Origin of the sequence: Bradyrhizobium sp. CW1, from assembly GCF_023100665.1 — a bacterium.
GTDB classification, from domain to species: Bacteria; Pseudomonadota; Alphaproteobacteria; order Rhizobiales; family Xanthobacteraceae; genus Bradyrhizobium; species Bradyrhizobium canariense_D.
In genome coordinates this window covers 5,748,348-5,773,956 of sequence record NZ_CP064684.1, presented here as the reverse complement: position 1 = coordinate 5,773,956, position 25,609 = coordinate 5,748,348, and the positions used below count along the sequence as shown (strand labels likewise).

The following is a 25,609-nucleotide window of genomic DNA, read 5'->3' as shown; positions in this document are numbered from 1 at the left end:
GTATACTTTAGAGTCCACTGCCTATTGGAGGTTGCAGAGGATTCCCGATGACCTTGAGCCCTTCTTCCGCCGCCACCACGTTGGGTCGCCTAGCCCGGGGACGAGCGCGGCAATATCGCCGTCATCTTCGCCATCGCCTTGTTGCCGGTCTTGTCATTCGTCGGCGCTGCGATCGACTACAGCCGCGCCGCCCACGCCCGCACCGCGATGCAGGGTGCGCTCGATTCGGCCGCGCTGATGGTCGCCAAGAACCTGTCCGATGGGAAGATCACGGCTGACCAGGTTCCGACCGCTGGCGCCGCTTACTTCGCCGCACTCTATACCCACACCGGCAGCCAGAACGTCAAGGCGTCCGCCACCTACACCGCCAACAATAGCGGCAAGGGATCGACGGTGACGATGGCGGCGTCGGGCGAAATCAAGAGCCAGTTCATGCAGATTGCCGGCTTTCCAACCCTCGACTTCAGCGTCGGCTCGACCTCGACCTGGGGGAACAACCTGCTGCGCATCGCGCTGGTGCTCGACAACACCGGTTCCATGGGGGGCACCAAGATCAGCAACCTGAAGACCGCATCCAAGAACCTTGTCGACAAGCTCGGGGCGCTGGCGAAGACCCCGGGCGATGTCATGTTCTCCGTGATTCCGTTCGCGAGCGCCGTCAACGTCGGCATCGACAAGGTCTCGGCCACGTGGCTGCGCTGGGATCTATGGGACCCCAGGTCGGAGGATTCCTCCAGCAACTCCTATTGCAGCAGCGGACGGAGCTCCTGGTACACGATGGCGATGTGCAAGGGGCATGGCTACACCTGGAGCCATTCCGTAGGCTCGCCTTCAACTTCGAACTGGAACGGCTGTGTGACCGACCGCGATCAGAGCTACGACGTCTCCGACGCATTGCCATCGGCGCTGACAACGCAATTTGTCGCCGACCAAGACCCGTACTGCCCGGCCAAATTGCTGGCGCTGACCAGCACAGCCAGCACCGTCAAGAGCACCATCGACGCGATGTCGGCGAACGGCGGCACCAATCAGACCATCGGGCTGCACTGGGGCTGGCTGTCGCTGCTGCAGCAAGCGCCGCTGAACGCGCCGGCCGAGGACGTCAACAACGTGTACCAGCACGTGATCATCCTGTTCACCGACGGCCAGAACACGGTCAATCGGTGGAACGGCGACGGGTCCATGACCTCGTCCTCGACTGAACGCGGCAAGATCGACACGCGAATGGAGGCTCTGTGCACCGCCGTCAAGGCCAAGAACACGACCATCTACACGGTCCAGCTCGACGACGGCACCGGGGTGTCGCCCGTGCTTCCCAAATGTGCGAGCGGCTCGGCAAACTTCTTCATGCTGAGCAACCCCAGCGAAATCGACGCCGCCTTCACCCAGATCGGCACATCCATTTCCAAGCTGCGCGTTTCGAAGTAGCCCCACATATCCATTTTGCTTGATATTGGCCCGGGGAAGCAAAGGCTGAAACAGCAGGCAGAGCCCGCCAAGGGCGAAATCGCATCCTCACGTGAGCGCCAACGCGCGTCATATGTTGGCTCGGCGGCTGACCTTCGCGCGAGCGATCGTGACGTCCGTTCGCGAGCTAGACCGGACCGTCGCTCATGCAAAGCGGAGTCGCAGTTTGACCCGAAGCGGACGTGAGCTCCCTCGGAGCCTACGGTCAGCCGATGAATGCGAACACGCGTAGTCAGATTTGATGAGCAGCGCGGAACCCATCGAGTCCAACACGCTGAATTTGTATAAGCCAAATTAAACAATCATTAGATGAGCACCAGATATTGATGCTCCAGAAGGGGTCAGGGATCCCAAACGATGCGATAGATGGACAGAGTGATGCGAAATGAAGGCTTTGTCTTTGCCGTCCTCAATGCTTATCGGTTCAGCGAAATTCTGCGCTTGTGGATCGCAATTGCGATTGTTGCAGCCGTTGACCTCATATGGCTTCGCGCCGCTGGGATGACGATGGCTATCGATCCGACGCAAGCGATTGCGTTCTGTGCTGCTGCTCTTCTCTCCTTTGTTTACACGAGGTTGAGGCCGGATCGGCGTATCGCTGAGCTTGCCACGGCTTTGGCTCAGATCATTGCCTTTACGGTCGTGGGCGCGATCCTGAGTTATCTAACCATCACGGCAAAGTTTCCGTTGGTCGATTCCCAGCTGGCCGGCGTCGACACCCTGCTGAGACTGAATTGGCTGGCTTTCTTTGAGTGGGTTGAGGTCAGACCAATTATCAAAGCGGTCCTCGCAGTCGCGTATCACAGCTGTATGCTGCAGGTCGCCATCTTGTTGGTGTGGCTGAGTGCGTGCGGGCGATTTGAAAGGATGCGAGAGTTTGTTTGGCTGTTCGTAACATCGCTCCTCGTGATTCTTCCGATCTCATGGAGACTGCCGGCAGCGAGCGCATGGGTCTACTTTGGCGTCGTCGAACGCGTCGACGCGTATCATTTGATCGATTTCAACGCACTCCGAAGCGGCGAGATGACACGCATTTCGTTGACGCACGTGAATGGTCTGATCACATTTCCTTCGTTCCACGCTGCGCTGGCCACAATACTTATATACGCCAGCCGAGGCGTGAAGATGCTTTTCCCACTATACCTTGTCTTGAACTTGCTGATGCTTGCTGCAACACCTACTGTAGGCGGCCACTATTTCATCGATATCATCGCCGGTGCGGGCATCGTTCTCTGCCTCGCTTGCCTTCGACAGCTTCGCTGGGGCGTTTTGTTTGCGCGATGGAACACCTCGCCATCGCACGCGGCCGGATAGTCATCCACGCTCTGCAAGCGACAGAGCGATTTGTCTTGGCAGAGGTCATCAAACGACAAACAGATTGAAGTTCGCTTGTGGCCCGAAGGCGAAGGTCGCCATCGCCTGCGGTACACCGGAGCGGGGGCCAGCCGACATCGAGAACACGCGGGCAAACTGACCCGGAACGGACATCGCCAGGGTCTGGTCGATGTCGCCGGCGCGCCCGGTGTAGTGGCACCCCCATCTGGCCCGAAACTGATCTATCGCAGCGCCCGGCGTGGACCGCTTTGACCAACCATCGACATTGCATTGCCGAGAATTTTGGCTTTACGCTTGGGCAACGTGTCAGGAGTTGCGCGCATGGGCGGGGACACAGGTAGCCTTTTCTTGTCGGGGGGCGGCGAGATGGGCGCTCTCACAAGAGCGTTTGACTGGTCAAAAACATCGCTCGGCTCGCCGGAAGCGTGGCCGCAAAGTCTTCGGGTCACGGTGCGGCTCGTTCTTACCTCACGCCACCCGATGTTCATTTGGTGGGGACCGGACCTCATCCAGTTCTATAACGATGCGTATCGCGAAACGATGGGTCCCGAGCGGCATCCGAGCGCCTTGGGCGCGGGCGGCCGTGAATGCTGGGATGAAATATGGGACATCATTGGTCCCCAGATTGAATACGTCATGGCAGGTAAGGGGGCGACGTGGCATGAGGATCAATTGGTGCCTGTAACCCGCCACGGTCGGCGCGAGGATGTCTGGTGGACGTACAGCTTCGGTCCAATTGACCTTGAAGATAAAGTCGGCGGCGTACTCGTTGTCTGTAAAGACGTCACCTCCGAGCACATGGCAAGGGAAGCCCTGAGGCTTATCAACGAAGAGCTAAAGCACCGGTTCAAGAACACCTTTGCTGTGCTTGGTGCTGTTGCCAGCCAAACATTTCGTGACGTATCGAGCCGCGCCGATCTTGAAAAGTATAAGGCACGACTTGCCGCGTTCGGACGAGCACACGCCTTGCTGACTGCGGCGAATTGGGCTGCTGCCCCACTTCGAGATGTCGTCAACACGGCCCTGAGCCCTTACAGAACAGGCGAAGGCCGGATTACGACGTCCGGTCCTCCGCTTGTTCTCAGATCGCAACAGGCTCTCGCCCTTTCCTTAGCGGTTCACGAGCTCGCCACCAATGCAGTAAAGTATGGCGCTCTGAGCGTGACAGGCGGCCGGGTGTCCATCGTGTGGTCAACCGAAGATCAGGCGGGTGATCAAAAATTCGTCTTCGTCTGGCAAGAATTCGGCGGTCCATCTGTGTCGGAGCCCACCGATAAAGGCTTCGGTTCGCAACTCATTTCGGGGGCGCTGGAATACGACTTCAGAGGGTCGGTTGCGGTGTCCTATGAATCGACCGGACTCACTTGCCGCCTCACGGCTCCGCTCGAAAATCTGGAAATGTCACCACAATAGTGGGAGCTTTTACCCGACCCATGTTGACTGCCGCGAGGACGAGGAGCCCCTCACGGGCCCGCATGTCGGGTCCTGTCCCGTAGCTGACCTGCCGCGCGCAGCCGGTGGAGGACCGCTTGTGACCCATTGGAGACGTCCGCCGTATCAGCCCGGCGCTCATTTTTCGATGTGCCACGACCCGTCCCAGTCGTTCGGAGGCGGTTCTGCTTTGAAGCTTCCGATGCGCTCGATTAGGGCCCTTGCAGGCCCGTCGTCGGGCATCGCTTCAAGCGACGCATTGAACGCAGCAAGCGCATCATCCCATCGCCGGTTGCGATAGTTCGAGAGCCCTTCCAGATACTTGTCCCGCAAGACCAGTTGTTGTGGCGTGACATCAGCTCGGCTTCCGAGGATTTCAGAAACGGCCTCGAAACGAGTTTGACCCGCCACCACAATGCGATCGATCTCCCGCGCCTCAAGTGAAGTGCCCACGGCAGCAATAGTTCTTTCGGAAACGAGATTGCGGGTGCCGTACACCTTGTTCGCGCCTTCCAGCCGCGAGGCGAGGTTCACCACATCGCCCATGACGGTGTAGCTCATCATCACGTCGGCCGATGCTGCCGACCAGCGCCTCGCCGGTCGCGATCCCGATCCTTAGATCGCATTGCTTCATTGGAGTTGCGCGAACGCCAAGTAGCTCAGGAATCTCCTCGCGCAATTTTCCGATACGTTCGATCATTTCCAGGGAGGCGAGGCATGCAAGTCGGGCATGATCGGCCTCATCGACGAAAGGTGGGGCTCAATAAGCCATGATGCTGTCGCCGATATACTTGTCGATGATCCCTCGGTTGTTCCGGATTGGTTCGGACATGACCGAAAGGTAGTGGTTCATGACCTTGACGAGACCTTGCGGGGTCATGCCTTCGCTAAGGCTGGTGAAGCCCTTCAAGTCGCAGAACAACACAGTCATCACCCGGCGCTGGCCTTCGGGGGCCGTCAAATTTGGGTGATCGATCAGCCTTCAACGACGCGCGGATCGATGTATTTTCCGAATGTTTCCTTGATGCGTTGGTTGTTGCGCAATTGCACAATCATTCGATTGAAGGCGGCAGCCAGTTGTCCGATTTCGTCAGTCGCCCTTACATCGATTGATTGATCGAGCTGACCCGCTTCCACCGCGCGGGCACCTTCAAGCAATAGTCGGACAGAGCGAATGATGCCGCCGCTGACCAGATTGGCGAAGATCAATCGACGATCGCGGCAAGCAGCGTCACGATGGCCGAGGTCAGCGCCACCCGGGTCTGTTCCGACCTCACTTTTGCGATAGCCCCCTCGCTGACGGTCAGCATACTCAATCGAATAGCACTGACCTTCTCATCCAGTCGTCGCGAACAGCGTCTGCTCGCGCAAGGCTGCGTCTCGCCGCTGGAAAGTCTCTCGCCTCAAGGTGTGAAAGTAGCTCTCTGGTCTCCTGCTTCAGCTGGCGGCGAGTATCGTCCAGATTTTCAATCCGGTTGTCGATGCGCGCCAGGGCTGCGTTGTCCGATGGTGTACTTGTGTTTTCAATGATCGAATTGATCAGTGTCCGCGCGGCTTGCGCTTCGCTTTCGACCTCGGCTCCCTTCTCGTTGTAGAGCTCCAAGCGGGCTCTATATCCGAGCACATCGGGCGGCTCCTGCATCTTCGCGATCACCATGCGGCGGAGCCCGAGGCCTCGTTCGAGCGATAGAGTATTGATCCGTGTCAGACGGGGCGTTGATAGGTGCGTAACGTGCAGAGAGCTCATCAAGCAGGTAGCCGACTCGCCTGACCATCGCGATCGATAGGACCGACGTCACGAGCATGAGGATGATCAGTCCGACAGCGATTGCTCCAATTCGCTGCCGGATTGACTGCTTGATCGTCGATCCGGAGAATTTTTTCAGTCCGTTAAGAGCGAGGATCCGTTGTCTCGTGCTCCGTAGAGGCATATCCGACGTACTCACAGTCGAGCTTCCTTTCGGTCAGCCCCGTCAGGCGGTCCAACTCCATTCATTCTTCAGTCAGGCTGAAATCGAAAGTTTCGGCAGGCGGGTCTTGGTGAACAGCCCCGAACTGGCTCAGCGGCAACTTTATCGTCACCGAAGAGGAGTAAAGGTCTGTGAGTTCGAGTTTGAGCTGTTGGCCGGCTTCCATTTGAGCCGCCACCGTTGGTTCAATTCCACGTGCTGCGATGCAGATGTTGGTGAGACACCAGGTGAAAGGAACCTGGACAGGACTGCCTTGATCTACCGTCACCTTGACTCCCTGCTGCAGATTTGCCCCTTGCGGAACGAACAGCTGCAGGCGAGCGGGACCGTCAGCTCGTTCGATCAGATCGACACGGGCCACGATCTGATCGAGATCGTCCGTGGCGGTTGACGTCGATCGGCATATGTTGGTTCGATCGGATGAGGCGAAACAAAGCTTTTTCCAGGTTGAGAAATGGATGTTCTCAGGCAGCCGCAATCGTGGCGGCTTCGACGGAGGCTCCCGCTGGGCAGAAGGGCCGTTGACTGGCTGCCCAAGCGGCGGAGCGGTCGCTGAATGCTTCTCCAGAAATTGCGATACCAAGGGCGACCAGATCGGCACCGCGTCGGCGAAATCGATCATGAAGTGCCCGTCGGTCCCAAAGGACGGGAGCATACGATAATCGGCATTTCCGCCCGCTTCGACAAAGGCCTGATGCATCCTCATCGTCAATTCCGGACCGAAGTAGCTGTCGTTTTCCGCGTAGATCCAAAGCATCGGTACGCGTGCGGTGCGGCCGAATTCGCTGGTGGCGGCAACGAGCTTGTCGGGAGCACAATTGTTGTTGGGTTTGCCGTCAACTCGGCCTCCGCGTCCCGCTGCAAAGGTAATGATGGCCTGAACTGATGACGGGTTTAGGCTCCCAAGAGCAATCGAGCCCCATCCGCCGCCCGACTGGCCAACGACGATGACCTTACCCGGCTGGATCATCTTCTTCTTGCTCATGTAGTCGATGACCCACTCGTTCAGAGTGGCGATGGCGAGCCCGGGACCACGGAAGTTTGGGTTGTCGCAGCTACCGACGTGGGCAAAGACGGCTCCGTAGAGACCCTGATCTTTATCATCGAGACTGCTGGCCCCGTACCTGACGGGCGAGATGACCACATAACCGCGACGTGCAAACCAACGTGCCGCGTCACGATACTCGATCGCCGGAAACATCGTCCGCTGGTTGGCTTCCAGCGAAATTCCATGGTTCATAACCACTAGCGGAAACGGACCATCTCCGACCGGCCGTACCAGGAAGGCAAGCACCGGCAGTGGAAACGGCAGCGCCCAAATTTCCTCTTGGATTACTTGTCCCGCAGTTCGGTCATCTGCCGCGGCTGGGAAATGGACTGCCGAGGGGAAAGCCAGCAAAAGAAGAATGGCCAGCAAGTGCTTCAGCATCTTCTTTCTCCGACGATCTGGTCTGGGTCTGACGCTAGGTCTCGGAGGCAGGAATCCGTTGATTTGGATCAAAGCGACCAACCGCAAGTTCCCGACGTCGTGCGGCTTAGTGGCCTAGCAAAGAAAGCGTCGTCGGAAACCCGGATGAGCGTGCACGGCCTTTCATGCGGCTCCTGGCTTTTTGACGGCCTTAGGGCCTGTTTCGAGCTTTAACCCCGCCGCCGCTATCGTCGTTGGTCTGCTTGTGGGCCTGAAGGCGAAATATCCGGCACGCCGGCAGCTAGGGCCATAGCGGACATCGAGAATACGCGGGCAAATCGGTGCGAATGACCCGAAGCGGAGCACCTTGAAAGTGAGGTCAAGTCATGAATCCGGGCATGAAGCATCGGACGCGCGGATGGCCGTCTATGTAATGCCTCCAGACCATTGTACGGCCGAAGCGGTTTGGTTCTGTGACAACCGCACCGTCAGGTACGAGCACCCATTCGCCGTCGATGAGGACGCGGTAACGGCCCCGACTGGACTCCCAATCGGCATCGGACACTATGTATCCGTCGGCATCAGTACAGCACTTTCCAAATTCGCTCTGCAAGCTTTCAAACCAAGACTTCAGCGGAGAGTGGTCGTATCGGCCATCGTCGCGTGCAAGGACCGGCGTCAGTAGCAACGCTGAACCCAGCAACGATGCCGCAAGTTTCGCTGGAAACATCTGTTTGCCTCCGCGATATTCGCCGGCCGATCCGCTGGCTTGGTGCGGCTTAGGCTGGCAACCCGGAAACTAAATCCGTTGCAACTGCCGCTGACGATCGCTCGATGCTGTGATGGGACAGTTCATTCCCATCCCCACTGAGGTGAGTCCGGAAATTCGAGCGAAGGTTCAAATACGACAACGCTTCAACTAAAGGTCAGTGCAGCTGCTTCTTTGGCCTAGCCTGCCCTTAGCCGACCTCTCAGCTGGCGCCGAGCTTGTCCGCTCATGACGGCGTAGCCGACCAAAGCCCTCACAGACTTAAGGAAATGACCCACGGTGCATGAGTCTGCAGGGCATCTGTTGCGGGTCTCCACAACCGCGTTCGTCAACGACGATTGCGATCTACGGTGCATCGCCTTTATGGCCTATTCGGCAACTCGCGACAGCTCCGCAAGGAGCTTCAACGCATCATTCAGCACGGCCCGATCCTGCGCTCGTTCAGCGGCCGCATCACCCGTGAATTCGCCATGCGTCCGCGCATTCTGATTTCCCTTCGGCGCGCCTGATCTCCGTGCGCCGCCGTGCATGCGGCAGCGAGACTTGCCGTGCACTGCAGGCGCGCGGCAGGTGGTGCCGTTTCGCGTTTCGGCGCCACAGCGCGGGCTCGTCCACATCGCACGCGTCTTGCGAATTTGGTCGCCGCTCATGCATTGCTGCCTTGCCTGGATTCGGCCTGTTCGCATGCGCCGGCCTCACGCGGCGGGACCAGTCCTGCGACTGTCGCAGCGTGCGGCTCCGCGACGATCATGCTCGCGTGCTGGGTCACGTTGCCCACGATCGCCCTGCCGCCATCCTGCACCGACAAGTTCCGGACCGTGATCGCACGCTCGCCGTTGTTGCGGTGGCGGCTGAGTGCCTCGATCTGGCTCGCGAAGGTGCGGGCCAGCCGGGTCAGCACGCGGGTGAGGCTCTCTTGCTGCGGAACGTCGTCGGTGAGGGCGAGGCGGCAGGCAGAGCGCATCGTGGCCGCGTGAACGGACGCCATTTGCACTGCGAGCATCGCCTCGATCGAGTCCTTCGGCGCGATGCTCTTCACCAGCGAGATCATGAAGGCGAGATTGGCTTCATCGGGCTTGCGTCCGGTCACGCTGGCCTTCACCAATTGCTTGAGGAGACCATGCAGCGCGTCGCGGTCAGCGGCGCCGAGCGCCTCGGCCAGCAGCCGTTCGCCGGCTTGCGGGTCCGCGTGGAGGATCGCAATTCCCCGCTTGTAGAGCTTGATCCGCGGGCTCGCGTCGGGGCCGCTGCGATCGTTTGCCGCAACCGGCAGCGTGCCGTGGCGTTTGGCAGATGTCGTCATGTGCTGTGTCCTTTGCCCGCGCGGGCTCATTGCGCGCGACATCGATCGCTCGGCTTGCGCGCCTGTGGGGTTTTCGGGATGTTGATGAAGGGCTTACGCGCAATCGCCGCGCGACGCCCCGTGGTCGGGCGGCGTGGACGCTGACGATTGTTGCGATGATGGCATTCTGCCGGTGTTTTGCCCGACGTGTCAAACGAAGATTGCGAAGCGCGCAATCCTCGTTCGTGCAAATCCTCGTTCGTGCAAGTCCTTGATCTCGCAAGCGTCGGCTACTGTGCATGCGGTTGTTTTTGCGTTTTTTGTTTCGAACCGGCTCCGACCTGCCGCGCGACGGAATGCCGGCCTGCAAACGCGATTGCGAAATCCGGCGCGGCCGCTCATCATGATCCGCGAATGCGCCGCGACCTGCAAAAGCGGCGAGAACTTCTGGGGAGAGAACGAATGCAACGAACGCTTCGCCTGCTGGCGATCGTCGCCGGATTGTGCGTGACGACGGAGGCCTTCGCGCAAAAATATCCGGTGCGGCCGGTCAAGATCATGGTCGGCTTCAGCGCGGGCGGCCCGGTCGACGTCGTCGCGCGCATCGTCGCCGATCGGCTGAGCAACAAGCTCGGACAAGCTTTCGTGGTCGAGAACCGCGCCGGCGCCAACGGCATGATCGCGGCCGAAGGCGTCGCGCGTGCGGAAGGCGACGGCTACACGATGCTGGCCTGCAACTCCTCCACCATCACGCTCAACAAGACGCTGTTCAAGGATATCCGCTACGACCCGGAAAAGGACTTCGCGCCGCTCACCACCGTCGTGTCGGCGCCGCTCGTGCTGGTGGTCAATCCGGAGAATTCCAAGACGGCCAACATCAACACCGTCGCCGATCTCGTCGCCGCGGCAAAGGCTGCGCCCGGCGCGCTTGCCTACGGCTCGGGCGGCAACGGCAACCTTGCCCATCTCGCCATGGAGCTGCTCAGCGAGAGGGCCGGCGTCAAGATGATCCACGTGCCCTATCGCGGTGGTGCTGCGTCCGAGGTCGGTATCCTCGCGCAGGAGGTCCTGGCAGTGTTCGATCCCTTATCCGCCGTGCCGCTGGTGAAGGCCGGCAAGCTGCGCGCGCTCGCGGTGTCCTCCGCCGAGCGGCTGCCGGCGTTGCCTGATGTGCCGACCGTCGCGGAAGCCGGCTATCCCGGCTTCGACATCTCGTTCTGGGTCGGCTTCTTCATGCCGAAGGCAACCCCCGCGCCGACGCTCGAGATGCTGCACCGGGAGATCGTCGCCGCAGCCAACGATCCGCTGTTACGGGAGCGGCTGGAGACGCAGGGCGTCGTCAGCGTGCTGAGTTCGGCCGACTACGCCGCCAAGATCGCGAAGGAGATCAAGGAACTCGCCGAAGTGGTGGCGGCGGCGAACATCAAGGCGGAGTAGGGCGTCTGCTTGGCGTGCTGCCGGCCACCTGAGCCAGCCGCTCGAGCAGCGGGCGCTGTCCTGCGTTGATCTTCTCGTGCGCTGCTGCGAGCGTGAACCATTCGGCACGATCGACCTCCGGGAAGGTCTGACGTTTGCCGCTGCGTGGCGGCCATTCCATCTCGAATGTGTTGCTGCGAATGCTGCGCAAATCGACGTCGAACTCGGCCGCGAACGCGGTGACGATCTTGCCGCCGCGCTGCCTGACCTGGCCAATCGAAGTCAGCGGCGTGGACAGCTCAAGCCCAAGCTCCTCGGCAAACTCCCGTCGCGCGGCGGTTTCTGCGTCTTCGTCTGCGTACTCGCCCTTCGGAATCGACCATGCCCCGAGGTCCTTGTTGCGCCAGAACGGTCCTCCGGGATGAACGAGCAGAACCTCGAGCTCCCCACGTTTGCGATAGGCAATGATCCCGGCGCTTTTCGATGGCATCGCAGGTTCCGTTCAGGCGGCGCATTCGGCCGGGAAAAAGTGGAACAGACGCTTTTAGCGCAGGTTAATAGCTAACGCTTTGACCGAACAAGGGAGTGAACCATGATCCGCCTGTTGGCAACGACCGCCTTAGGGCTGGTGCTGGCGAACGCCGCCTTTGCGCAATCGCCAAGCAGCAACACCAAGTCTGAGCAAACGCCGCAATCCCAGTCCAATTCCGCAGCTCCGTCCAACACGTCGCCGTCTGGCGCGGCACAAACACAGCAGTCGCGATCGCAGCCGCAGCAATCATCAACGCCCGGAGCGTCGACACAGAATACCCAGGCGACCACTCCGTCTTCCGGATCGGCCAATTCCGGCTCCGGGACCAACGCCACCAACAGCGCGGACACGTCCTCGCGGCCGCCCAGTGGTACGGCAAACTCCAACGCGGCCGGTAACCAGCCCGCCTCGCAGCAGAGCGCCAATCCGCCGGCGGCGAACTCGAACCAGACGCAGGATCGCTCCAACCCTCCGTCGAACAATACCAATCAGGCGCAGCAGGCGCCTGGTTCATCTGGTACCAACCAGGCCCAGCAATCGCCAAACACGCCGAGCAGCAATCAGGCGCAAGACCAGCGGACCGGTGCCAATTCACAGGCCGCCGCCCGCACTGACGTCAACCTCAACAAGCAGCAGGAGACCAAGATCAGCGCGTCCATCTCGCATCTCAACGTGCGGCCGCTGACCAGCGTCAATTTCTCGCTCAACGTCGGCACGGTGGTGCCGCGCGATGTCCAGCTATCGACGCTGCCACCCGATGTGGTCGAGATCGTGCCGCAATATCGCGGCTACAGCTTTGCGCTGGTGAAGGATGAAATCGTCGTGGTCGATCCGGCGACATACAAGATCGTAACCGTGCTGCCGTACTCGGGACAATCCACCGCGACAACGACGACCACGCGTGAGCGCAGCGCCAGCAAGTTTTCGGATCGCGATCGCGAAGTGATCCGCAAGCATGCGAAGACCCGCACCGAGGGACGGAGCGAACGACAGACCACCGGCAGCACCGCGCGGTCCGAAATCCATGTTGGTGACCGCGTTCCCGAGAGTGTCGAGGTCGAGGAATTCCCGAGCACCGTCTATCGGGACGCGCCCGACCTCCGCGAGTACCGCTACATCCACCGCGATACGCGGACCTATGTCGTCGAGCCCCGCGAACGCCGCATCATCGAGGAGATCGACTAGTTCGCGGCCACTGGAAGCCGCTCCATAGAGCGGCTTCCGGATTTGCGCATCAGCCCGAAGATCGTTCGCGCGCTGCAAAACGGATGGCGCGGGCCTTCGCGCTCTTTCCCGCCGCACGCGCGGCGATCATGCTGCGTGCCTTGCCGTGGGTGTTCTTCCGGATCAGAGACGCGAGCCGCTTGCGTGCGTGGCTGGCGGTCAATCGCGCCGCCAGTTGCTCGGCCTTGCGAATGATGGTGGCGACCGAGGGCGTCAGGTTCACCGGAACCCAGGCGACGTCCTTCGTCTTGGACAGGCTGCCGATGCCCTCGCAGGGTGCTTCGCGCGGCAGGTCGATCCGGATCGCGAGGGCTTCCGCGCGTTCGGTCCAGTCCTCGGCCCTGGTGCCGGTGATGATGCGGACATAGTCGCGTGTCTCACGCGGCAGCTCGCTCTCTTTGGCGAGCCATTTCTGGATTCGGCCGGGACCTGCGTTGTAGGCGGCTGCGGCAAGGCCGAGATTGCCGAAATCGTCGCGCAGCTTGCGCAGGAACTTGGCCGATGCCGGCAGCGCCTTCATCGCATCGAACGGATCATCTAGCCCGACCTCCGCTGCCGTTTCCGGCATGAACTGCGCGACGCCCTGCGCGCCGGCCTGGCTGACCTCGTTGGACTTGAAGCGGCTCTCCTGCCAGATCAAACGCGCGAAGAACGGCACGGGAATGCCGCTGGCTTCGGCAGCTCCGCGAAGCGCGTGGCAGAAGCGTTCCGTCGGCGAAACCGGCGCCTGCGCGACGGGTTCGACCGTATCCGGCGGCTCGGGGGTCTCCTCATAGGCCGCACGCGCATTGGCGAGCTCGAGGGCCTGCACGCTTGCAAGGAACAGCTCGACCACCGGAACAAGTGACGAGGCCTGAGTGTTTTGAAGAACGGCGTGATCGAAAGCTGATGGTTGGCGGGACGCCGACGGATCGAAGTCGCACATCAGAATCATGAACGCGGCGCACGCCGCGACGACAAATCGCATTGCTGGAGCAACCTCGAACTGTGGGTGAACGGCCAGCGATGCGCCGGCGATAAGGAGTTATTAACCGAGCGATTGCGGCAAAGCTGCGGTCTCGTCGGTTCCCACGGTGTTACTACGGTGTTCCCGCCGGAAACTCTTTGCTCCGCGAATTTGCGGGGGCGTTGGCGAATGGGGACGAGCGAGATGATGCGGTGGATGCTTGGCGCGGTGATTTCGCTGGCGGCGATCTCTTCGGCGCTTGCGGGCAATCTCGATGCGGCAGCGGTAAACGATGCTGCGCGTCCCGCAAAGCAACCTGCTAGCGACAAGCTCAACGCCGCGATCGTGAAGCTTCAGATTCTGCTCGACCGTGCGCGGTTCTCGCCCGGGGAGATCGACGGCAAGCTCGGAGAGAACGCGCAGAAGGCACTGAAAGCATTCGCCGAGCAGAACGGCGTTGCATCGGATAAAACGATCGCGCCCGAGCTTTGGGACAAGTTGAACGCCGCGAGCGAAGGCGCCGTCCTCGTCGAATACAAGATCACGGACGCGGATGTGAAGGGCCCGTTTCTGAAGGAGCTGCCCGGCAAGCTTGATGACATGAAGCCGCTGAAGGCGCTGAGCTACACCAGCCCGCTCGAAGGGCTTGCCGAGAAATTCCACATGAGCGCCGATCTGCTCAAGGCGCTCAACCCGGACAAGGCCTTCGACAAGGTGGGAGCGACCATCGTCGTTGCAAACGTTCCGGCGCGGCGAGAGCTTCCGAACATCGCGCGGCTCGACGTCGACAAAAGGAACGGGACGCTGAAAGCATTCGACCAGGGCGCCACCCTGATCGCGTTCTATCCCGCGTCAATCGGAAGTCCGGATCGTCCGACGCCGAGCGGTACGCTCAAGGTCACCAGCACCCACGAGAATCCGGTTTATCACTACAACCCTGACTACAAGTTCAGAAGCGTCAAATCGAAACAGCCGTTCGATGTTCAGCCGGGCCCGAACAATCCGGTGGGAGCATACTGGATCGGCTTGTCCGCACAGGGGTACGGCATCCACGGAACGGCGGAGCCCGACAGGGTCAGCAAGTCCGCGTCGCATGGCTGCGTCAGGTTGACCAATTGGGACGTGCGCGCGCTGGGCGAGCACGTCAAGCGCGGCACACCGGTGGTCTTTCTGGATGCGCCGACGGACTCCTCGTCCGAGCAGCGGCGGAAGTCCGGCGGTAGGCGCGCCTCGAACTAGTCTTTGGGAAAGTCCTTGCGCATCGCGATTTCGGCGGCATCACCGGGCGACAGCACGGTCTGGTCGAACGCTGCTTGCCCTCGTCATGATATCGTAGAGCGAGATGCCCTTGATGGCTTGCCCATGAGCTCGCGGACGCAGTCGGCGAGCGTGCCGTTGTAGACGGGATAGGGCGGACCTCGATCCTTTTGCCTCTGGCCCTTCAGCGACGGTCACTTCTTCAGTTCGGCCGGCGCGTCATAGGCGATCGGCGATTTCTCTTTGAACATGCGCTTGGCCCTGAAGGCGCGGGTAGCCCCGAAGCCTGGGGCCGCCCTGTAGACGCTCGTTGAAGAATTAGTTCAAATCAGCCGGCAACAAAGGCGAGCAGGGTGCCGTTCGCCTTGGCCGGCGGCACGCAGATCGCAGGTCCGCTGCGCACGGCTGCCGAACCAAGCGCCTTGTCGGTGGCAGCGAGATCGCCGCTGACAAGCACCAGGGCAGCGCCACCGCGTTCGGAAAGACCCGCGAGCGGCACGCCGGGATAACGTTTGCCGAGCTGCTCCAGCGTCAAGTAAACGAAATCGGCACGATCGCCACCGGAGGGCACGGTCACTGCGCCGTCGGCTTCAGCCTTCGGCTCGCGGTCGATCAGCTGTCCCAGATCCGCGGCTTCCTTCGCGGGCTCGGGCGTCGCGATCAATGTCTGCTTGATCCGCTTGGCCGCATTGGCGTGCTTCATCAGCTCGGGAATCCACACCGTCTCTGGCGTCTTGTGCTGGCAGGCAAAAATGCGCACGCCGCCGGGCGCTTCTGCGGTCGGCCACATGAAGGTGCGGAATTTCGCCGCCGAGATCGTGCCATCAGGCAGCGTCACGGGCCGTTCGAAATCGGTCGGGCCGATCGGCTCCAGGCCACGCGCGCGGATTTCCTCCGCGCCGGCGGTGGAATCGACCGCTGTGAAGGCGATGCGCTCGATGCCTTCGCCGCGCTGGTCGAGGAAGGCACGCGCCGGCGCGTTGTGCTCGGTCGCCGCGAGCACGCCGAGCAGCTCCATATAATCCGGGTCGAACATGATCGTGTAGTTGCCGGTGCCCATATGTGCGCTGTGGGTGCCGCGCGGCGAGATGGTGAAGCCGAGCTGCCGGTAGTTTTCGGCGGCTTTGTCGAGGTCCTGCACCATGACCACGGCGTGGTCGATACCGATGACGTTCTTGAGGGCCACTGTTCTTTCCCCGAGTGCAAACTGACTGGACCGCCGTCGGCGGCCGCAAATCCTGTCTACGCCGGATAGGCGGTCAAGTCATTTTCAAATCGGTGGGACATGCGGAAATTTCATTCCGTGAAGCGCGATATCTGACACTTGATGGCGTCAGCGCGCCTGCTCGATATAGGCGGCGAGGATGGCGCGCTCCTCGCTGGTCATTTCGGTGATGTTGCCCGGCGGCATTGCATTGGACCAGGCGGCGACGCGGCCGATCAGGCGGATGTTGCGATGGATGTGCTCGGGCGCGTCCAGCAATATGCCCTTCGGCGCGGTGACGATGCCGGCCCAGACCGGTTCGGCGGCATGGCACATGCTGCAGCGGGACATCACGATCTCCTCGACATTGGCAAGCGTCGGCTGCGCTGACAGCGCGCTTGTCTTGACCTCGCGCGGGCCGGCCGCCGAGAGGAACAGGATCGCGATCACGCCGACCGCTGCGACGCCCCACACCCACCACGGCGATTTGCGCCCGGCGTGCCGCTCGTTGAAGAAATGGCGGATCACGGGGCCGAGCGCCAGGATGATTGCGACGATGATCCAGTTGAAGCGGGTGGCATAGAGCAGGGGATAGTGGTTGCTGATCATCAGCACGACGACAGGCAGCGTCAGATAGTTGTTGTGGACCGAGCGCTCCTTGCTGGTCTTGCCGAGCTTCGGATCGGGCGCCTGCCCTGCGAGAAGGGCGGCTACGATCTTCTTCTGGTTCGGGATGATCAGCGCGAAGACGTTGGCAACCATGATGGTGCCGATGATCGCCCCGATCTGGTTGAAGGCACCGCGCCCGCTCAGCACGTGGGTGAAAGCATAGGTCAACGCGACCAGGAACAGATAGCCGCCGATCGCGAAGGGCAGCTCGCGCTGCGCCAGCCCGGTACGGCAGGCGCCTTCATAGAGCAGCCACGCCAGCGCGAGGCTGCAGAGGCTGAACAGGCCGGCCTGGAATGGCGTGAGATCGAGGATCGACTTGTCGACCAGGAACAAATCGGCCTCGAGATAATACACCACCACCATCAGCGCGAAGCCGGACAGCCAAGTGGTGTAGGCCTCCCATTTGAACCACGTCAGCTCGTCCGGCATCTGGGCGGGCGCGACCAGATATTTCATGATCCGGTAGAAGCCGCCGCCATGGACCTGCCAGGCCTCGCCTTGCACGCCGTCCGGCAGATCGCGCCTGGGCCTAAGGCTGAGGTCGAGGGCGATGAAATAGAAGGAACTGCCGATCCAGGCGATCGCGGCGACCACGTGTAGCCAGCGGAGCAGCAGGCTCGCCCATTCCGATATGATGGATCCCCACATGATCACCCCAACAGGTGCGACCCCAATGCCGCAGCCTTGATGACCGCAACCGGCGGTCCCGCCCTTACAATGTGTCGCACCGATCAGCCGTATTTTCCAGTACGATGGGCTGCGGCTGTTGCACATCGTGCGGGCATGAGCTGACGTGGGATTCGGCAGGCATTTGACCTGTCGCAGAACGTTTGCGCGTCGATCGGCGTTGAAGCGCAATACGTGAAGGCCGGGAGGAAACGATTTGAAGAACAGGATTTCATTCGCGGCGATGTCCGCGGGATGGCTGGCCGCGGTCGCGACCTGCGCACAGGCTGAGGCGGTGCTGCAAGGCAAGGACGCCTACGGCGATTGGCAGGCCGACAAGCCCGGCACGGTCAGGTTGATCCGGCCGCAGGATCTGGTCAGGCCCGGCGCCACGCGGTCGGTTGCGAGTTCGTCGCGCGTGGTGCCGCGCCCGCCGGAGGGGGCGCTTCAGGTCCCGGCCGGCTTCAAGATCGAGCTGTTCGCAGAGGGCCTGCGCGCCCCGCGCATCGTGCGCGTGGCGCCGAACGGCGATGTCTTCGTCGCCGAGACGCGCGCGGGCAACATCCGCGTGTTGCGCGCCGGCGATGGCGGCAAGGCCGCGACCAACGAGGTGTTCGCTGCCGGAATGAGGCAGCCGTTCGGCATCGCCTTCTTCCCGAACGGCGACAATCCGCAATGGGTCTACGTCGCCAACACCGACAGCGTCGTCCGCTTTCCCTATCAGGCCGGCGATCTCAAGGCGGGTGGCAAGGCGGAGACGATTGTCGCGAGCCTGCCGCATGACGGCGGTCATTCCACCCGCGACGTCGTCTTCACGCCCGACAGCAAGCGCATGCTGGTGTCGGTCGGCTCGGTCAGCAACGTCGCCGAGGGCATGGGCACGCCGCCGGGTGGCGTGGAAGCCTGGTCGAAAGCGCAACCGCTCGGTGCGGCCTGGGCCAGCGAGACCGAACGCGCCACCGTGCTCGCCTTCACCCCCGAGGGCAAGGAGCGGAAGATCTACGCCAGCGGCATCCGCAACTGCGTCGGACTTGCGATCCAGCCGCAGACCGGGCTGCCCTGGTGCTCGACCAACGAACGCGACGGGCTCGGCGACGATCTCGTGCCTGACTACGTCACCAGCGTGAAGGAAGGCGCGTTCTACGGCTGGCCGTGGTTCTATATCGGCGGCAACGAAGACCCGCGTCACGCCGGAGCGCGGCCGGACCTCAAGGGCAAGGTGACGGTGCCCGATGTGCTGGTGCAGCCGCACTCGGCCTCGCTGGGCATGACCTTCTATCAGGGCACGCAGTTTCCGTCAGAGTATCAGGGCGATGCTTTCGCGGCCGAGCACGGCTCGTGGAACCGGTCGAAGCGCACCGGCTACAAGGTGATCCGCATCCGGATGAAGGACGGCAAGCCGACCGGCGAGTATGAGGATTTCGTCACGGGATTCGTGGTGAGCGACACCGAGGTGTGGGGGCGGCCCGTCGGTGTTGCCGTGGCGAAGGACGGATCGCTGCTGGTGTCGGAGGACGGCAACGGGACGATCTGGCGGGTGACAAGCGTGCCGCGATGAAGGTGTACCCTCGCCCCTTGCGGGAGAGGGTGGCTCGCCGCGCAGCGGCGGGACGAGTGAGGTTCTATCGGCGAACTCCTCTGCGTGTGCGGAGAGAAACCCCTCATCCGGCGCCTCGCGCCACCTTCTCCCGCAAGGGGAGAAGGAAGAGCAGCGTGCTTAGGATGTCTACCCCCGTCTCACACTCGCTCCGCCATCCACCGGCAACGTCACACCGGTGATGAAATTCGCCTCGTCCGAGGCCAGGAACAGCGCGGCATTCGCGACGTCCCACCCCGTGCCCATCTTCTTGCGCAGCGGCACCTTGCTGTCGCGCTCGGCTTCGACTTCGGCGCGGGTCTTGTGCCATTCGCGGGCCCGGGTGTCGACGGCCATCGGCGTGTTCATCAGGCCCGGCAGGATGACGTTGGCGCGGATGCCGTATTCCGCATTCTGGTAGGCGAGCTGTTCGGTGAAGGCGATCATCGCCGATTTCGTCGCCTTGTAGGCGACGTAAGGGTAGGTGGTGATCGCCGCCATCGAGGAGATGTTGATGATCACGCCGCTTCCTTGCGCGCGCATGATCGGGATCACCTCTTTCGCCGCCAGAATGCAGCTCTTCAGATTGATCGCGACGACGCGGTCGAACGCCTCCTCGGTGATTTGCAGCAGCTCGGCGTCGCCGCCGGACAGGCTGACGCCCACATTGTTGTGCAGCACGTCGATCCGGCCCCAGCGCGCCTGTGCCTCCGCGACCATTGCCTTGATGTCGGCAGACTTTGTGACGTCGGCCCTGAACGCCGCTGCCGTGCCATGCTGCGCGGCGATCATGGCGGCGGTTTCCTCGGCTGATTCCAGATGATGATCGACGCACAACACCTTGGCGCCCTCGCGCGCGAAGGTCAGCGCCGTGGCGCGGCCGTTGCCCATGCCTTCGCCCGGGCTCTGCCCGGCGCCCACAACGACCGCAACCTTGTCCTTCAAGCGCATGTTAGTTCACTCCCGGAATCGGGTACTGCTGGAGTACCTCTTTGTAATATGGCTCGTTGTCGATCTTCATGGTGGCGAGCACGCGCACCACGCCGCAATAGAAGGCGATGGTCAGCACGAGGTCGACCATATGTTCGTCCGAGAGATGCTGCTTGATCTCGGCAAAGGTCACATCCGAGATCGCGAGTTCGCGTACCATCTCGCGGGCACCTTTCAGGATCGCCTTGGCCTGTGGCTCGAGCGTCGAGGGCTTGCCCTCGGTCTCAGCCATCAGGCCGGCGATGTCATCATCGGTGACGCCGAACTCTCTGCCGATCTTCACGTGATGAGTGAACTCGTATTCCGACTTCTCCATCCAGCCGACCTGGAGGATTGCAAGCTCCCGCAGGCGCGGGTCGAGCTTGCTCTTGAAGCGGATGTAGCCGCCGATGCCGTTGAAGGCGCGCGCCATATCCGGCGAATTGATCAGCAGCTTGTGCAGATTGGTGTTGCGCTTGAGCATGTCGCGATATTCGGGCGCGACCTGGTCGGCCTCGAGATAGGGCAGGCGAGCCATCCCTGATGTTCCTTTCAGTGTTCTTGTGATTCACGTTCGGCGGCTTGTAGCGTCACGCCGCCGTCGACCACCAGCACCTGGCCGGTGATGTAGCGCGCAAAATTGCTGAGCAGGAATTTGACGGCATGGCCGACGTCCCAGCCGGTGCCTTCCGTTTTCAGCAAGGATGCCTTTTCCCGCTGGGCGCGGGCCTGCTCACTCATGCCGCGGGCATAGACCATCGGCGTGTACATCGGCCCGGGACAGATGCAGTTGACGCGGATGTTGTCGCGGCCGTGATCGACCGCCATCGCGCGGGTGAGACCGATGATGGCGGCCTTCGAGGTCGTATAGCTCGTGAGCCCGCGTGGCCGCAGCGCCGAGATCGAGGAGATGTTGACGATCGCACCGCCCTGCGCGGTCCGGATCATCGCAGGGATCGCGTGCTTGGAGAGCAGGAACATGCTTTCGACATTGACCTGCATGACGCGGCGATATTGCTCGGGCGCTTCGTCGACCACGCTGCCGCGGCTCCCGATGCCGACATTGTTGTCGAGGAAATCGAGCCGGCCCCAGCGGTCGAGCGCGGCTTCGACCAGTGTCTTGCAATCGCTCTCGCTGGTGACGTCACCGCCATGCGCCGCGGCCGTGCCACCTTCGGCTGCGATCATCTCCACGGTGCGTTCGGCGAGCTTGAGGTCGCGATCGGCCACCAGCACTTTGGCGCTGGCGCGAGCCAGTAGAAGTGCGGCGGCGCGGCCGTTGCCTATGCCGTCGCCCGCAGCACCCCCGCCGCTGACCAGCGCCACCTTGCCGGCGAGACCGGGATCGTCCTCGGGCCCCTGCATGTCGTTTCATCCCAAATATTTTCGTGCAGTCTAGCAATCGCGCGGAGCGGCGAGAAGGGCCGGCTCCCGCTTTCATGTCATTGACATCGCATGGAATTGCATGCCGCCGCGCGAGAAGGGCGAACGATCGACCGCGCCGTTAGGAACCGATCTCACGCAATCGCGTTTGTTGCGGAGCCTTTCCCGCGCTAGGCTCTGCCCCGGGGCTTTCCAACCGTCATTGGCCTGCCGATGAATCTGCTCGATCCACAAGGGCCTGTGGCTGCGGCCAACAGCACCATCCTGGTCGATTCCGTCTTCATCATGCTCGCGATCGTGGTGCCGACCATTTTCGCGATTTTGGCCTTTGCGTTCTGGTTTCGCGCCTCGAATCCCAAAGCAAAGTTTCAGCCCGACTTCGTCTATTCCGGGCGCGTCGAGATGGTGGTGTGGGCGATCCCCGCGCTCACCGTGATCCTGCTCGGCGGCGTCGCCTGGATCGGCTCGCACCAGCTCGATCCCGCGGCACCCGTGCCCGGCACCGGCAGCCCGGTTCGCATCCAGGCCGTCTCGCTCGATTGGAAATGGCTCTTCATCTATCCGGACCAGCGCATCGCCACCGTCAATACGCTGACGGTGCCGGCAGGCGCCGAGCTGAATTTCCAGCTGACGTCCTCGAGCGTGATGAACACCTTCTTCATCCCGCAGCTCGGCAGCATGATCTACACCATGAACGGCATGGTGACGAAGCTGAACCTACGCGCCGACAACGAAGGCAAGCTGCAGGGACTGTCGGCGCATTTTTCCGGCGACGGATTTCCGGACATGATGATCGACGTCAACGTGGTCTCGCCGCTCGCCTTTCCGGACTGGGTCGCGACCACGGCGAAGAGCGATGCTGTCCTCAATGAGGACAGCTACAAGAAGCTGATGCAGCAGGGCGTCGAAAAGGGCAGGCCAAGCTACAGGCTCGACGATCCCCGACTGTTCGACCTGATCGCGACCCAGCACATTCCGCCGGGACCGGGGCCGGAGCTCGCATCCGAAGCAGGCCGGTCGCACAGTGGAGGCCATGATGCTCGGTAAGCTCGATTGGTCGGCCATTCCGTTCGATCAGCCGATACCGCTGATCGCAGGCGCCGTGGTGTTGGTCGGGATTCTCGGCGTGCTGGCCTGGGTCGTGGTGAAGGGGCATCTGCCCTATCTCTGGCACGAGTGGATCACCAGCGTCGACCACAAGCGGATCGGCGTGATGTACATCCTGCTGGCCTCGGTGATGCTGCTGCGCGGCGGCAGCGACGCCATCATGATGCGGATTCAGCAGGCGGTCGCCTACCAGTCGCAAGGCTATCTGCCGCCGGAGCACTACAACCAGATATTCTCCGCGCACGGCACCATCATGATCTTTTTCGTGGCGATGCCGTTCGTGATCGGACTGATGAATCTCATCGTGCCGCTCCAGCTTGGCGTACGAGATGTCGCTTTCCCGACGCTCAATTCGGTCGGCTTCTGGCTGACCGCGACCGGTGCGCTGCTGGTCAATCTCTCGCTTGTGATCGGCGAGTTCGCCCGCACCGGCTGGCTCGCCTTTCCGCCGCTGTCGGAACTGTCCTACTCGCCGGGCGTCGGCGTCGATTATTACGCATGGTCGCTGCAGATCTCCGGCGTCGGCACGTTGGTGGCCGGCATCAATCTCGTGACGACGGTGCTAAAGCTGCGCACCAAAGGCATGAACTATCTGCGCATGCCGATGTTCTGCTGGACCACACTGGCCTCGAACCTCCTGATCGTCGCGGCTTTCCCGATCTTGACCGCCACCCTCGCGATGCTGCTGCTCGACCGCTATCTCGGCTTCCACTTCTTTACCAATGAGGCCGGCGGCAATGTCATGATGTTCATGAACCTGATCTGGGCCTGGGGGCATCCCGAGGTCTACATCCTAGTTCTGCCGGCCTTCGGCATCTTCTCCGAGGTGGTCTCGACCTTCTCCGGCAAGGCGCTGTTTGGCTATCGCTCGATGGTGCTGGCGACCATGGCGATCTGCGTCATCTCCTTCATGGTCTGGCTGCATCACTTCTTCACGATGGGAGCGGGTCCCGACGTCAACGCTATCTTCGGCATTGCCAGCATGATCATCGCGATACCGACGGGAGTGAAGATCTACAACTGGCTGTTCACGATGTATGGCGGACGCATCCGCTTCGAGACGCCGATGCTGTGGTCGATAGGCTTCATGGTCACCTTCATCATCGGCGGATTGACGGGCGTGCTGGTCGCGGTGCCGCCGGCCGATTTCATTCTCCACAACAGCATGTTTCTGGTCGCGCACTTCCACAACGTCATCATCGGCGGCGTGCTGTTCGGCGCCTTCGCCGGCTTCGAGTACTGGTTCCCGAAGGCGTTCGGCTTTCGCCTCAACGACCGCTGGGGCAAGCTCGCATTCTGGTTCACTTTCCTCGGCTTCTACGTCACCTTCATCCCGCTCTACGTCGCCGGCATGCTGGGCATGACGCGGCGCATGCAGCACTATGACGTCGCGGCGTGGCGGCCATGGATGCTGGTTGCAGCGGTCGGCATGGCCGTGCTGACGATCGGCGTGATCTGCCAGATCGTGCAGCTCGTGGTCAGCATCCGCAACCGCGAGGCCCTGCGCGACCGCACTGGCGATCCCTGGGACGGCCGCTCGCTGGAATGGGCGACGTCGTCGCCGCCACCCGTTTTCAACTTCGCTTTCAATCCCGATGTGCGCGGCGAGGATGCCTATTGGGACATGAAGGCTCATGCCAAGCAGCAATCGCTCGATCATGATGCGCCCGAGTATCATGACATCGAGATGCCCAGGAACTCGCCGACCGGGTTCGTCTGCGCGTTCTTCGCCACCGTCATGGGCTTTGCGCTGATCTGGCACATCTGGTGGATGGTGATTTTGGGCGGTATCGGAGCGTTCGCGACATTCGTCGTGTTCGCCTGGCGCGACCATGACGAATACGTCATTCCGGCCGAGGAGGTCGCGGCGATAGACCGCGTCAACCTCGAGGAGCGGCGCAGCCTCGTCAGCATGGCGGGGACAGTCTGATGTCAATGACCGCGACCGCCGGCCGAGCGCACGCCGATCCCCATCACATCGGCCTCGTTATCGAGCATCCCGGGCCGGCGCCGAAGCGCATCGTGACCGCCTATGGCTTCTGGATCTTCCTGCTCTCCGACATCGTGATGTTCTCCTGCTTCTTTGCGGCCTACGCGGTGCTGGCCGACCAGACCGCCGGCGGCCCGAAGGGTTCGGAGATATTCGAGCCGCGAAACGTCGCGATCGAGACGGTCTGCCTGCTGCTGTCAAGCTTCACGTGTGGCATGGCGAGCATCGCGGCCGATGTGCGCAACCGGCTGTGGTTCTATCTCGGGATGGCCGTGACGTGTTTGCTCGGCCTCATCTTTCTGGTCATTGAGTTTCGCGAATTCGCTGATCTCGTTGCCCGCGGCTATGGCCCATCGCGCAGCGCTTTCCTGACCTCGTTCTTCTCCCTCGTCGGCTGCCATGGCCTCCACGTCTCCGCCGGCATATTGTGGCTGCTCACCATGATGGCCCAGGTCTTCGCAAAGGGTTTTCGTGCCGACGTGCTGCGCCGGATGATGTGCTTTGCGCTGTTCTGGCACGCGCTCGACATTGTCTGGGTCGGAGTTTTCTCCGTCGTCTATTTGCTTGGGAGTGGCGTATGAGCGATCAGACGCATATGCCGGCCGGCCATGATCTTGCGCCGGGCGATGAGGAGCAACACAGTGTCGGGACGCGCATCCTCGGCTACGTGGTCGGTCTTGTTCTCGCGTTGCTGCTGACGGCGACGTCGTTCTTCATCGCGGGCACGGATCTGGTCTGGCAGCCTTCGATTCCCGTCGCGCTGATCGTGCTGGCGATCGCGCAAATGGGCGTGCATCTCGTGTTCTTCCTGCACATCACCACCGGCCCCGATAATACCAACAACGTGCTGGCGCTCGCCTTCGGGCTGCTGGTGGTGTTCCTGGTGGTCGGTGGCACCGTCTGGATCATGGCGCATCTGAACGCGAACATGCCGGCCATGGATCAGATCATGCCGATGCGCCGCTAGCGCATTGTGCAAAAAAGAAGAGCCGCTTGTTGTGACAA

The 25,609-nt window shown here is 61.8% G+C and carries 26 protein-coding genes; 11 read left to right on the top strand and 15 right to left on the bottom strand.

Features of this window, described 5'->3' with window-relative positions; genetic code table 11:
• The first annotated feature begins 114 nt into the window (after nucleotides 1-114).
• The 3 genes from IVB54_RS28130 to IVB54_RS28120 all read left to right on the top strand — a co-directional run bounded on the left by IVB54_RS28130 (nucleotide 115) and on the right by IVB54_RS28120 (nucleotide 4,215).
• Nucleotides 115-1,428 carry a TadE/TadG family type IV pilus assembly protein gene (locus IVB54_RS28130; protein ID WP_256465329.1) on the top strand — a complete coding sequence of 438 codons (1,314 nt, stop codon included), beginning with the start codon at nucleotides 115-117 and terminating at the stop codon, nucleotides 1,426-1,428.
• A 405-nt stretch (nucleotides 1,429-1,833) separates the two neighbouring features.
• Nucleotides 1,834-2,781, top strand: coding sequence for a phosphatase PAP2 family protein (locus IVB54_RS28125; RefSeq protein WP_247368254.1), 948 nt, complete (start codon nucleotides 1,834-1,836; stop codon nucleotides 2,779-2,781).
• Nucleotides 2,782-3,168: 387 nt separating this feature from the next.
• Nucleotides 3,169-4,215, top strand: a complete 1,047-nt coding sequence (locus tag IVB54_RS28120; protein WP_247363506.1) for a PAS domain-containing sensor histidine kinase — start codon at nucleotides 3,169-3,171, stop codon at nucleotides 4,213-4,215.
• A gap of 156 nt (nucleotides 4,216-4,371) precedes the next feature.
• On the opposite strand, the gene IVB54_RS41745 is transcribed toward IVB54_RS28120, so the two are convergent.
• The 8 genes from IVB54_RS41745 to IVB54_RS28095 form a co-directional block, all read right to left on the bottom strand.
• Nucleotides 4,372-4,797: a hypothetical protein gene (locus IVB54_RS41745; protein WP_026233324.1), complete on the bottom strand. Its 426-nt coding sequence runs from the start codon at nucleotides 4,795-4,797 to the stop codon at nucleotides 4,372-4,374.
• Nucleotides 4,798-4,993: 196 nt separating this feature from the next.
• Nucleotides 4,994-5,194 carry an adenylate/guanylate cyclase domain-containing protein gene (locus tag IVB54_RS41740; protein ID WP_345946757.1) on the bottom strand — a complete coding sequence of 67 codons (201 nt, stop codon included), beginning with the start codon at nucleotides 5,192-5,194 and terminating at the stop codon, nucleotides 4,994-4,996.
• Nucleotides 5,195-5,208: 14 nt separating this feature from the next.
• A complete protein-coding gene (locus IVB54_RS41735; protein WP_026233323.1) occupies nucleotides 5,209-5,442 on the bottom strand; it encodes a HAMP domain-containing protein in 234 nt (77 codons plus the stop codon).
• Between the two features lie 103 nt (nucleotides 5,443-5,545).
• On the bottom strand, nucleotides 5,546-5,890 hold the full coding sequence (locus IVB54_RS41730; RefSeq protein ID WP_346658834.1) for a hypothetical protein: 345 nt from the start codon (nucleotides 5,888-5,890) through the stop codon (nucleotides 5,546-5,548).
• A 335-nt stretch (nucleotides 5,891-6,225) separates the two neighbouring features.
• Nucleotides 6,226-7,632 (bottom strand): invasion associated locus B family protein, encoded by a 1,407-nt coding sequence (locus IVB54_RS41725; protein WP_345956515.1) that lies wholly within the window; start codon nucleotides 7,630-7,632, stop codon nucleotides 6,226-6,228.
• A 358-nt stretch (nucleotides 7,633-7,990) separates the two neighbouring features.
• The gene (locus IVB54_RS28100) at nucleotides 7,991-8,341 is read right to left on the bottom strand and encodes a hypothetical protein (RefSeq protein WP_039799972.1); all 351 of its coding nucleotides are present in this window, start codon (nucleotides 8,339-8,341) and stop codon (nucleotides 7,991-7,993) included.
• 407 nt (nucleotides 8,342-8,748) lie between these two features.
• A complete protein-coding gene (locus tag IVB54_RS41575; protein WP_274535510.1) occupies nucleotides 8,749-8,997 on the bottom strand; it encodes an HGGxSTG domain-containing protein in 249 nt (82 codons plus the stop codon).
• A 29-nt stretch (nucleotides 8,998-9,026) separates the two neighbouring features.
• Entirely contained in the window at nucleotides 9,027-9,683 is a 657-nt protein-coding gene (locus tag IVB54_RS28095) for a hypothetical protein (RefSeq protein ID WP_018457188.1), read from the bottom strand.
• 441 nt (nucleotides 9,684-10,124) lie between these two features.
• Here IVB54_RS28095 and IVB54_RS28090 point away from each other — a divergent pair, with 441 nt between their 5' ends.
• Entirely contained in the window at nucleotides 10,125-11,099 is a 975-nt protein-coding gene (locus IVB54_RS28090; protein ID WP_026233321.1) for a tripartite tricarboxylate transporter substrate binding protein, read from the top strand.
• Here the strand turns inward: IVB54_RS28090 and IVB54_RS28085 are convergent.
• Entirely contained in the window at nucleotides 11,086-11,568 is a 483-nt protein-coding gene (locus IVB54_RS28085; protein ID WP_018457185.1) for an NUDIX domain-containing protein, read from the bottom strand. The two genes, IVB54_RS28090 and IVB54_RS28085, sit on opposite strands and share 14 nt — an antisense overlap.
• A gap of 102 nt (nucleotides 11,569-11,670) precedes the next feature.
• On the opposite strand from IVB54_RS28085, the gene IVB54_RS28080 reads away from it, so the two are divergent.
• Nucleotides 11,671-12,795, top strand: a complete 1,125-nt coding sequence (locus IVB54_RS28080; protein WP_018457184.1) for a DUF1236 domain-containing protein — start codon at nucleotides 11,671-11,673, stop codon at nucleotides 12,793-12,795.
• Nucleotides 12,796-12,844: 49 nt separating this feature from the next.
• Here the strand turns inward: IVB54_RS28080 and IVB54_RS28075 are convergent, their stop codons facing one another.
• On the bottom strand, nucleotides 12,845-13,801 hold the full coding sequence (locus IVB54_RS28075) for a lytic transglycosylase domain-containing protein (RefSeq protein WP_018457183.1): 957 nt from the start codon (nucleotides 13,799-13,801) through the stop codon (nucleotides 12,845-12,847).
• A gap of 183 nt (nucleotides 13,802-13,984) precedes the next feature.
• Here IVB54_RS28075 and IVB54_RS28070 point away from each other — a divergent pair, with 183 nt between their 5' ends.
• Nucleotides 13,985-15,019: a L,D-transpeptidase gene (locus tag IVB54_RS28070; protein ID WP_026233320.1), complete on the top strand. Its 1,035-nt coding sequence runs from the start codon at nucleotides 13,985-13,987 to the stop codon at nucleotides 15,017-15,019.
• A gap of 346 nt (nucleotides 15,020-15,365) precedes the next feature.
• Here IVB54_RS28070 and IVB54_RS28065 read toward each other — a convergent pair whose 3' ends face one another.
• The gene (locus IVB54_RS28065) at nucleotides 15,366-16,223 is read right to left on the bottom strand and encodes a VOC family protein (protein ID WP_018457181.1); all 858 of its coding nucleotides are present in this window, start codon (nucleotides 16,221-16,223) and stop codon (nucleotides 15,366-15,368) included.
• Nucleotides 16,224-16,370: 147 nt separating this feature from the next.
• On the bottom strand, nucleotides 16,371-17,561 hold the full coding sequence (locus IVB54_RS28060; protein WP_026233319.1) for a urate hydroxylase PuuD: 1,191 nt from the start codon (nucleotides 17,559-17,561) through the stop codon (nucleotides 16,371-16,373).
• Nucleotides 17,562-17,796: 235 nt separating this feature from the next.
• On the opposite strand from IVB54_RS28060, the gene IVB54_RS28055 reads away from it, so the two are divergent.
• Nucleotides 17,797-19,137, top strand: a complete 1,341-nt coding sequence (locus IVB54_RS28055; protein WP_247776535.1) for a sorbosone dehydrogenase family protein — start codon at nucleotides 17,797-17,799, stop codon at nucleotides 19,135-19,137.
• A gap of 168 nt (nucleotides 19,138-19,305) precedes the next feature.
• Here IVB54_RS28055 and IVB54_RS28050 read toward each other — a convergent pair whose 3' ends face one another.
• Genes IVB54_RS28050 through IVB54_RS28040 form a run of 3 tightly spaced genes read right to left on the bottom strand, consistent with a single transcriptional unit; the run spans nucleotide 19,306 to nucleotide 21,489 of the window.
• On the bottom strand, nucleotides 19,306-20,106 hold the full coding sequence (locus tag IVB54_RS28050; protein ID WP_018457178.1) for an SDR family NAD(P)-dependent oxidoreductase: 801 nt from the start codon (nucleotides 20,104-20,106) through the stop codon (nucleotides 19,306-19,308).
• Between the two features lies 1 nt (nucleotide 20,107).
• Nucleotides 20,108-20,662 (bottom strand): carboxymuconolactone decarboxylase family protein, encoded by a 555-nt coding sequence (locus IVB54_RS28045; RefSeq protein ID WP_018457177.1) that lies wholly within the window; start codon nucleotides 20,660-20,662, stop codon nucleotides 20,108-20,110.
• 14 nt (nucleotides 20,663-20,676) lie between these two features.
• Nucleotides 20,677-21,489: an SDR family oxidoreductase gene (locus tag IVB54_RS28040; protein WP_018457176.1), complete on the bottom strand. Its 813-nt coding sequence runs from the start codon at nucleotides 21,487-21,489 to the stop codon at nucleotides 20,677-20,679.
• 231 nt (nucleotides 21,490-21,720) lie between these two features.
• Between IVB54_RS28040 and IVB54_RS28035 the strand changes: the two genes are divergently transcribed.
• Genes IVB54_RS28035 through cyoD form a run of 4 tightly spaced genes read left to right on the top strand, consistent with a single transcriptional unit; the run spans nucleotide 21,721 to nucleotide 25,571 of the window.
• The gene (locus IVB54_RS28035; RefSeq protein ID WP_247776534.1) at nucleotides 21,721-22,554 is read left to right on the top strand and encodes a cytochrome ubiquinol oxidase subunit II; all 834 of its coding nucleotides are present in this window, start codon (nucleotides 21,721-21,723) and stop codon (nucleotides 22,552-22,554) included.
• Entirely contained in the window at nucleotides 22,544-24,544 is a 2,001-nt protein-coding gene (gene cyoB / locus IVB54_RS28030) for a cytochrome o ubiquinol oxidase subunit I (RefSeq protein ID WP_085362444.1), read from the top strand. Before IVB54_RS28035 ends, cyoB begins: the two co-directional genes overlap by 11 nt.
• The gene (locus IVB54_RS28025) at nucleotides 24,544-25,185 is read left to right on the top strand and encodes a cytochrome (ubi)quinol oxidase subunit III (protein ID WP_018457173.1); all 642 of its coding nucleotides are present in this window, start codon (nucleotides 24,544-24,546) and stop codon (nucleotides 25,183-25,185) included. Before cyoB ends, IVB54_RS28025 begins: the two co-directional genes overlap by 1 nt.
• Nucleotides 25,182-25,571: a cytochrome o ubiquinol oxidase subunit IV gene (cyoD, locus tag IVB54_RS28020; protein WP_018457172.1), complete on the top strand. Its 390-nt coding sequence runs from the start codon at nucleotides 25,182-25,184 to the stop codon at nucleotides 25,569-25,571. Before IVB54_RS28025 ends, cyoD begins: the two co-directional genes overlap by 4 nt.
• Nucleotides 25,572-25,609 lie beyond the last annotated feature (38 nt).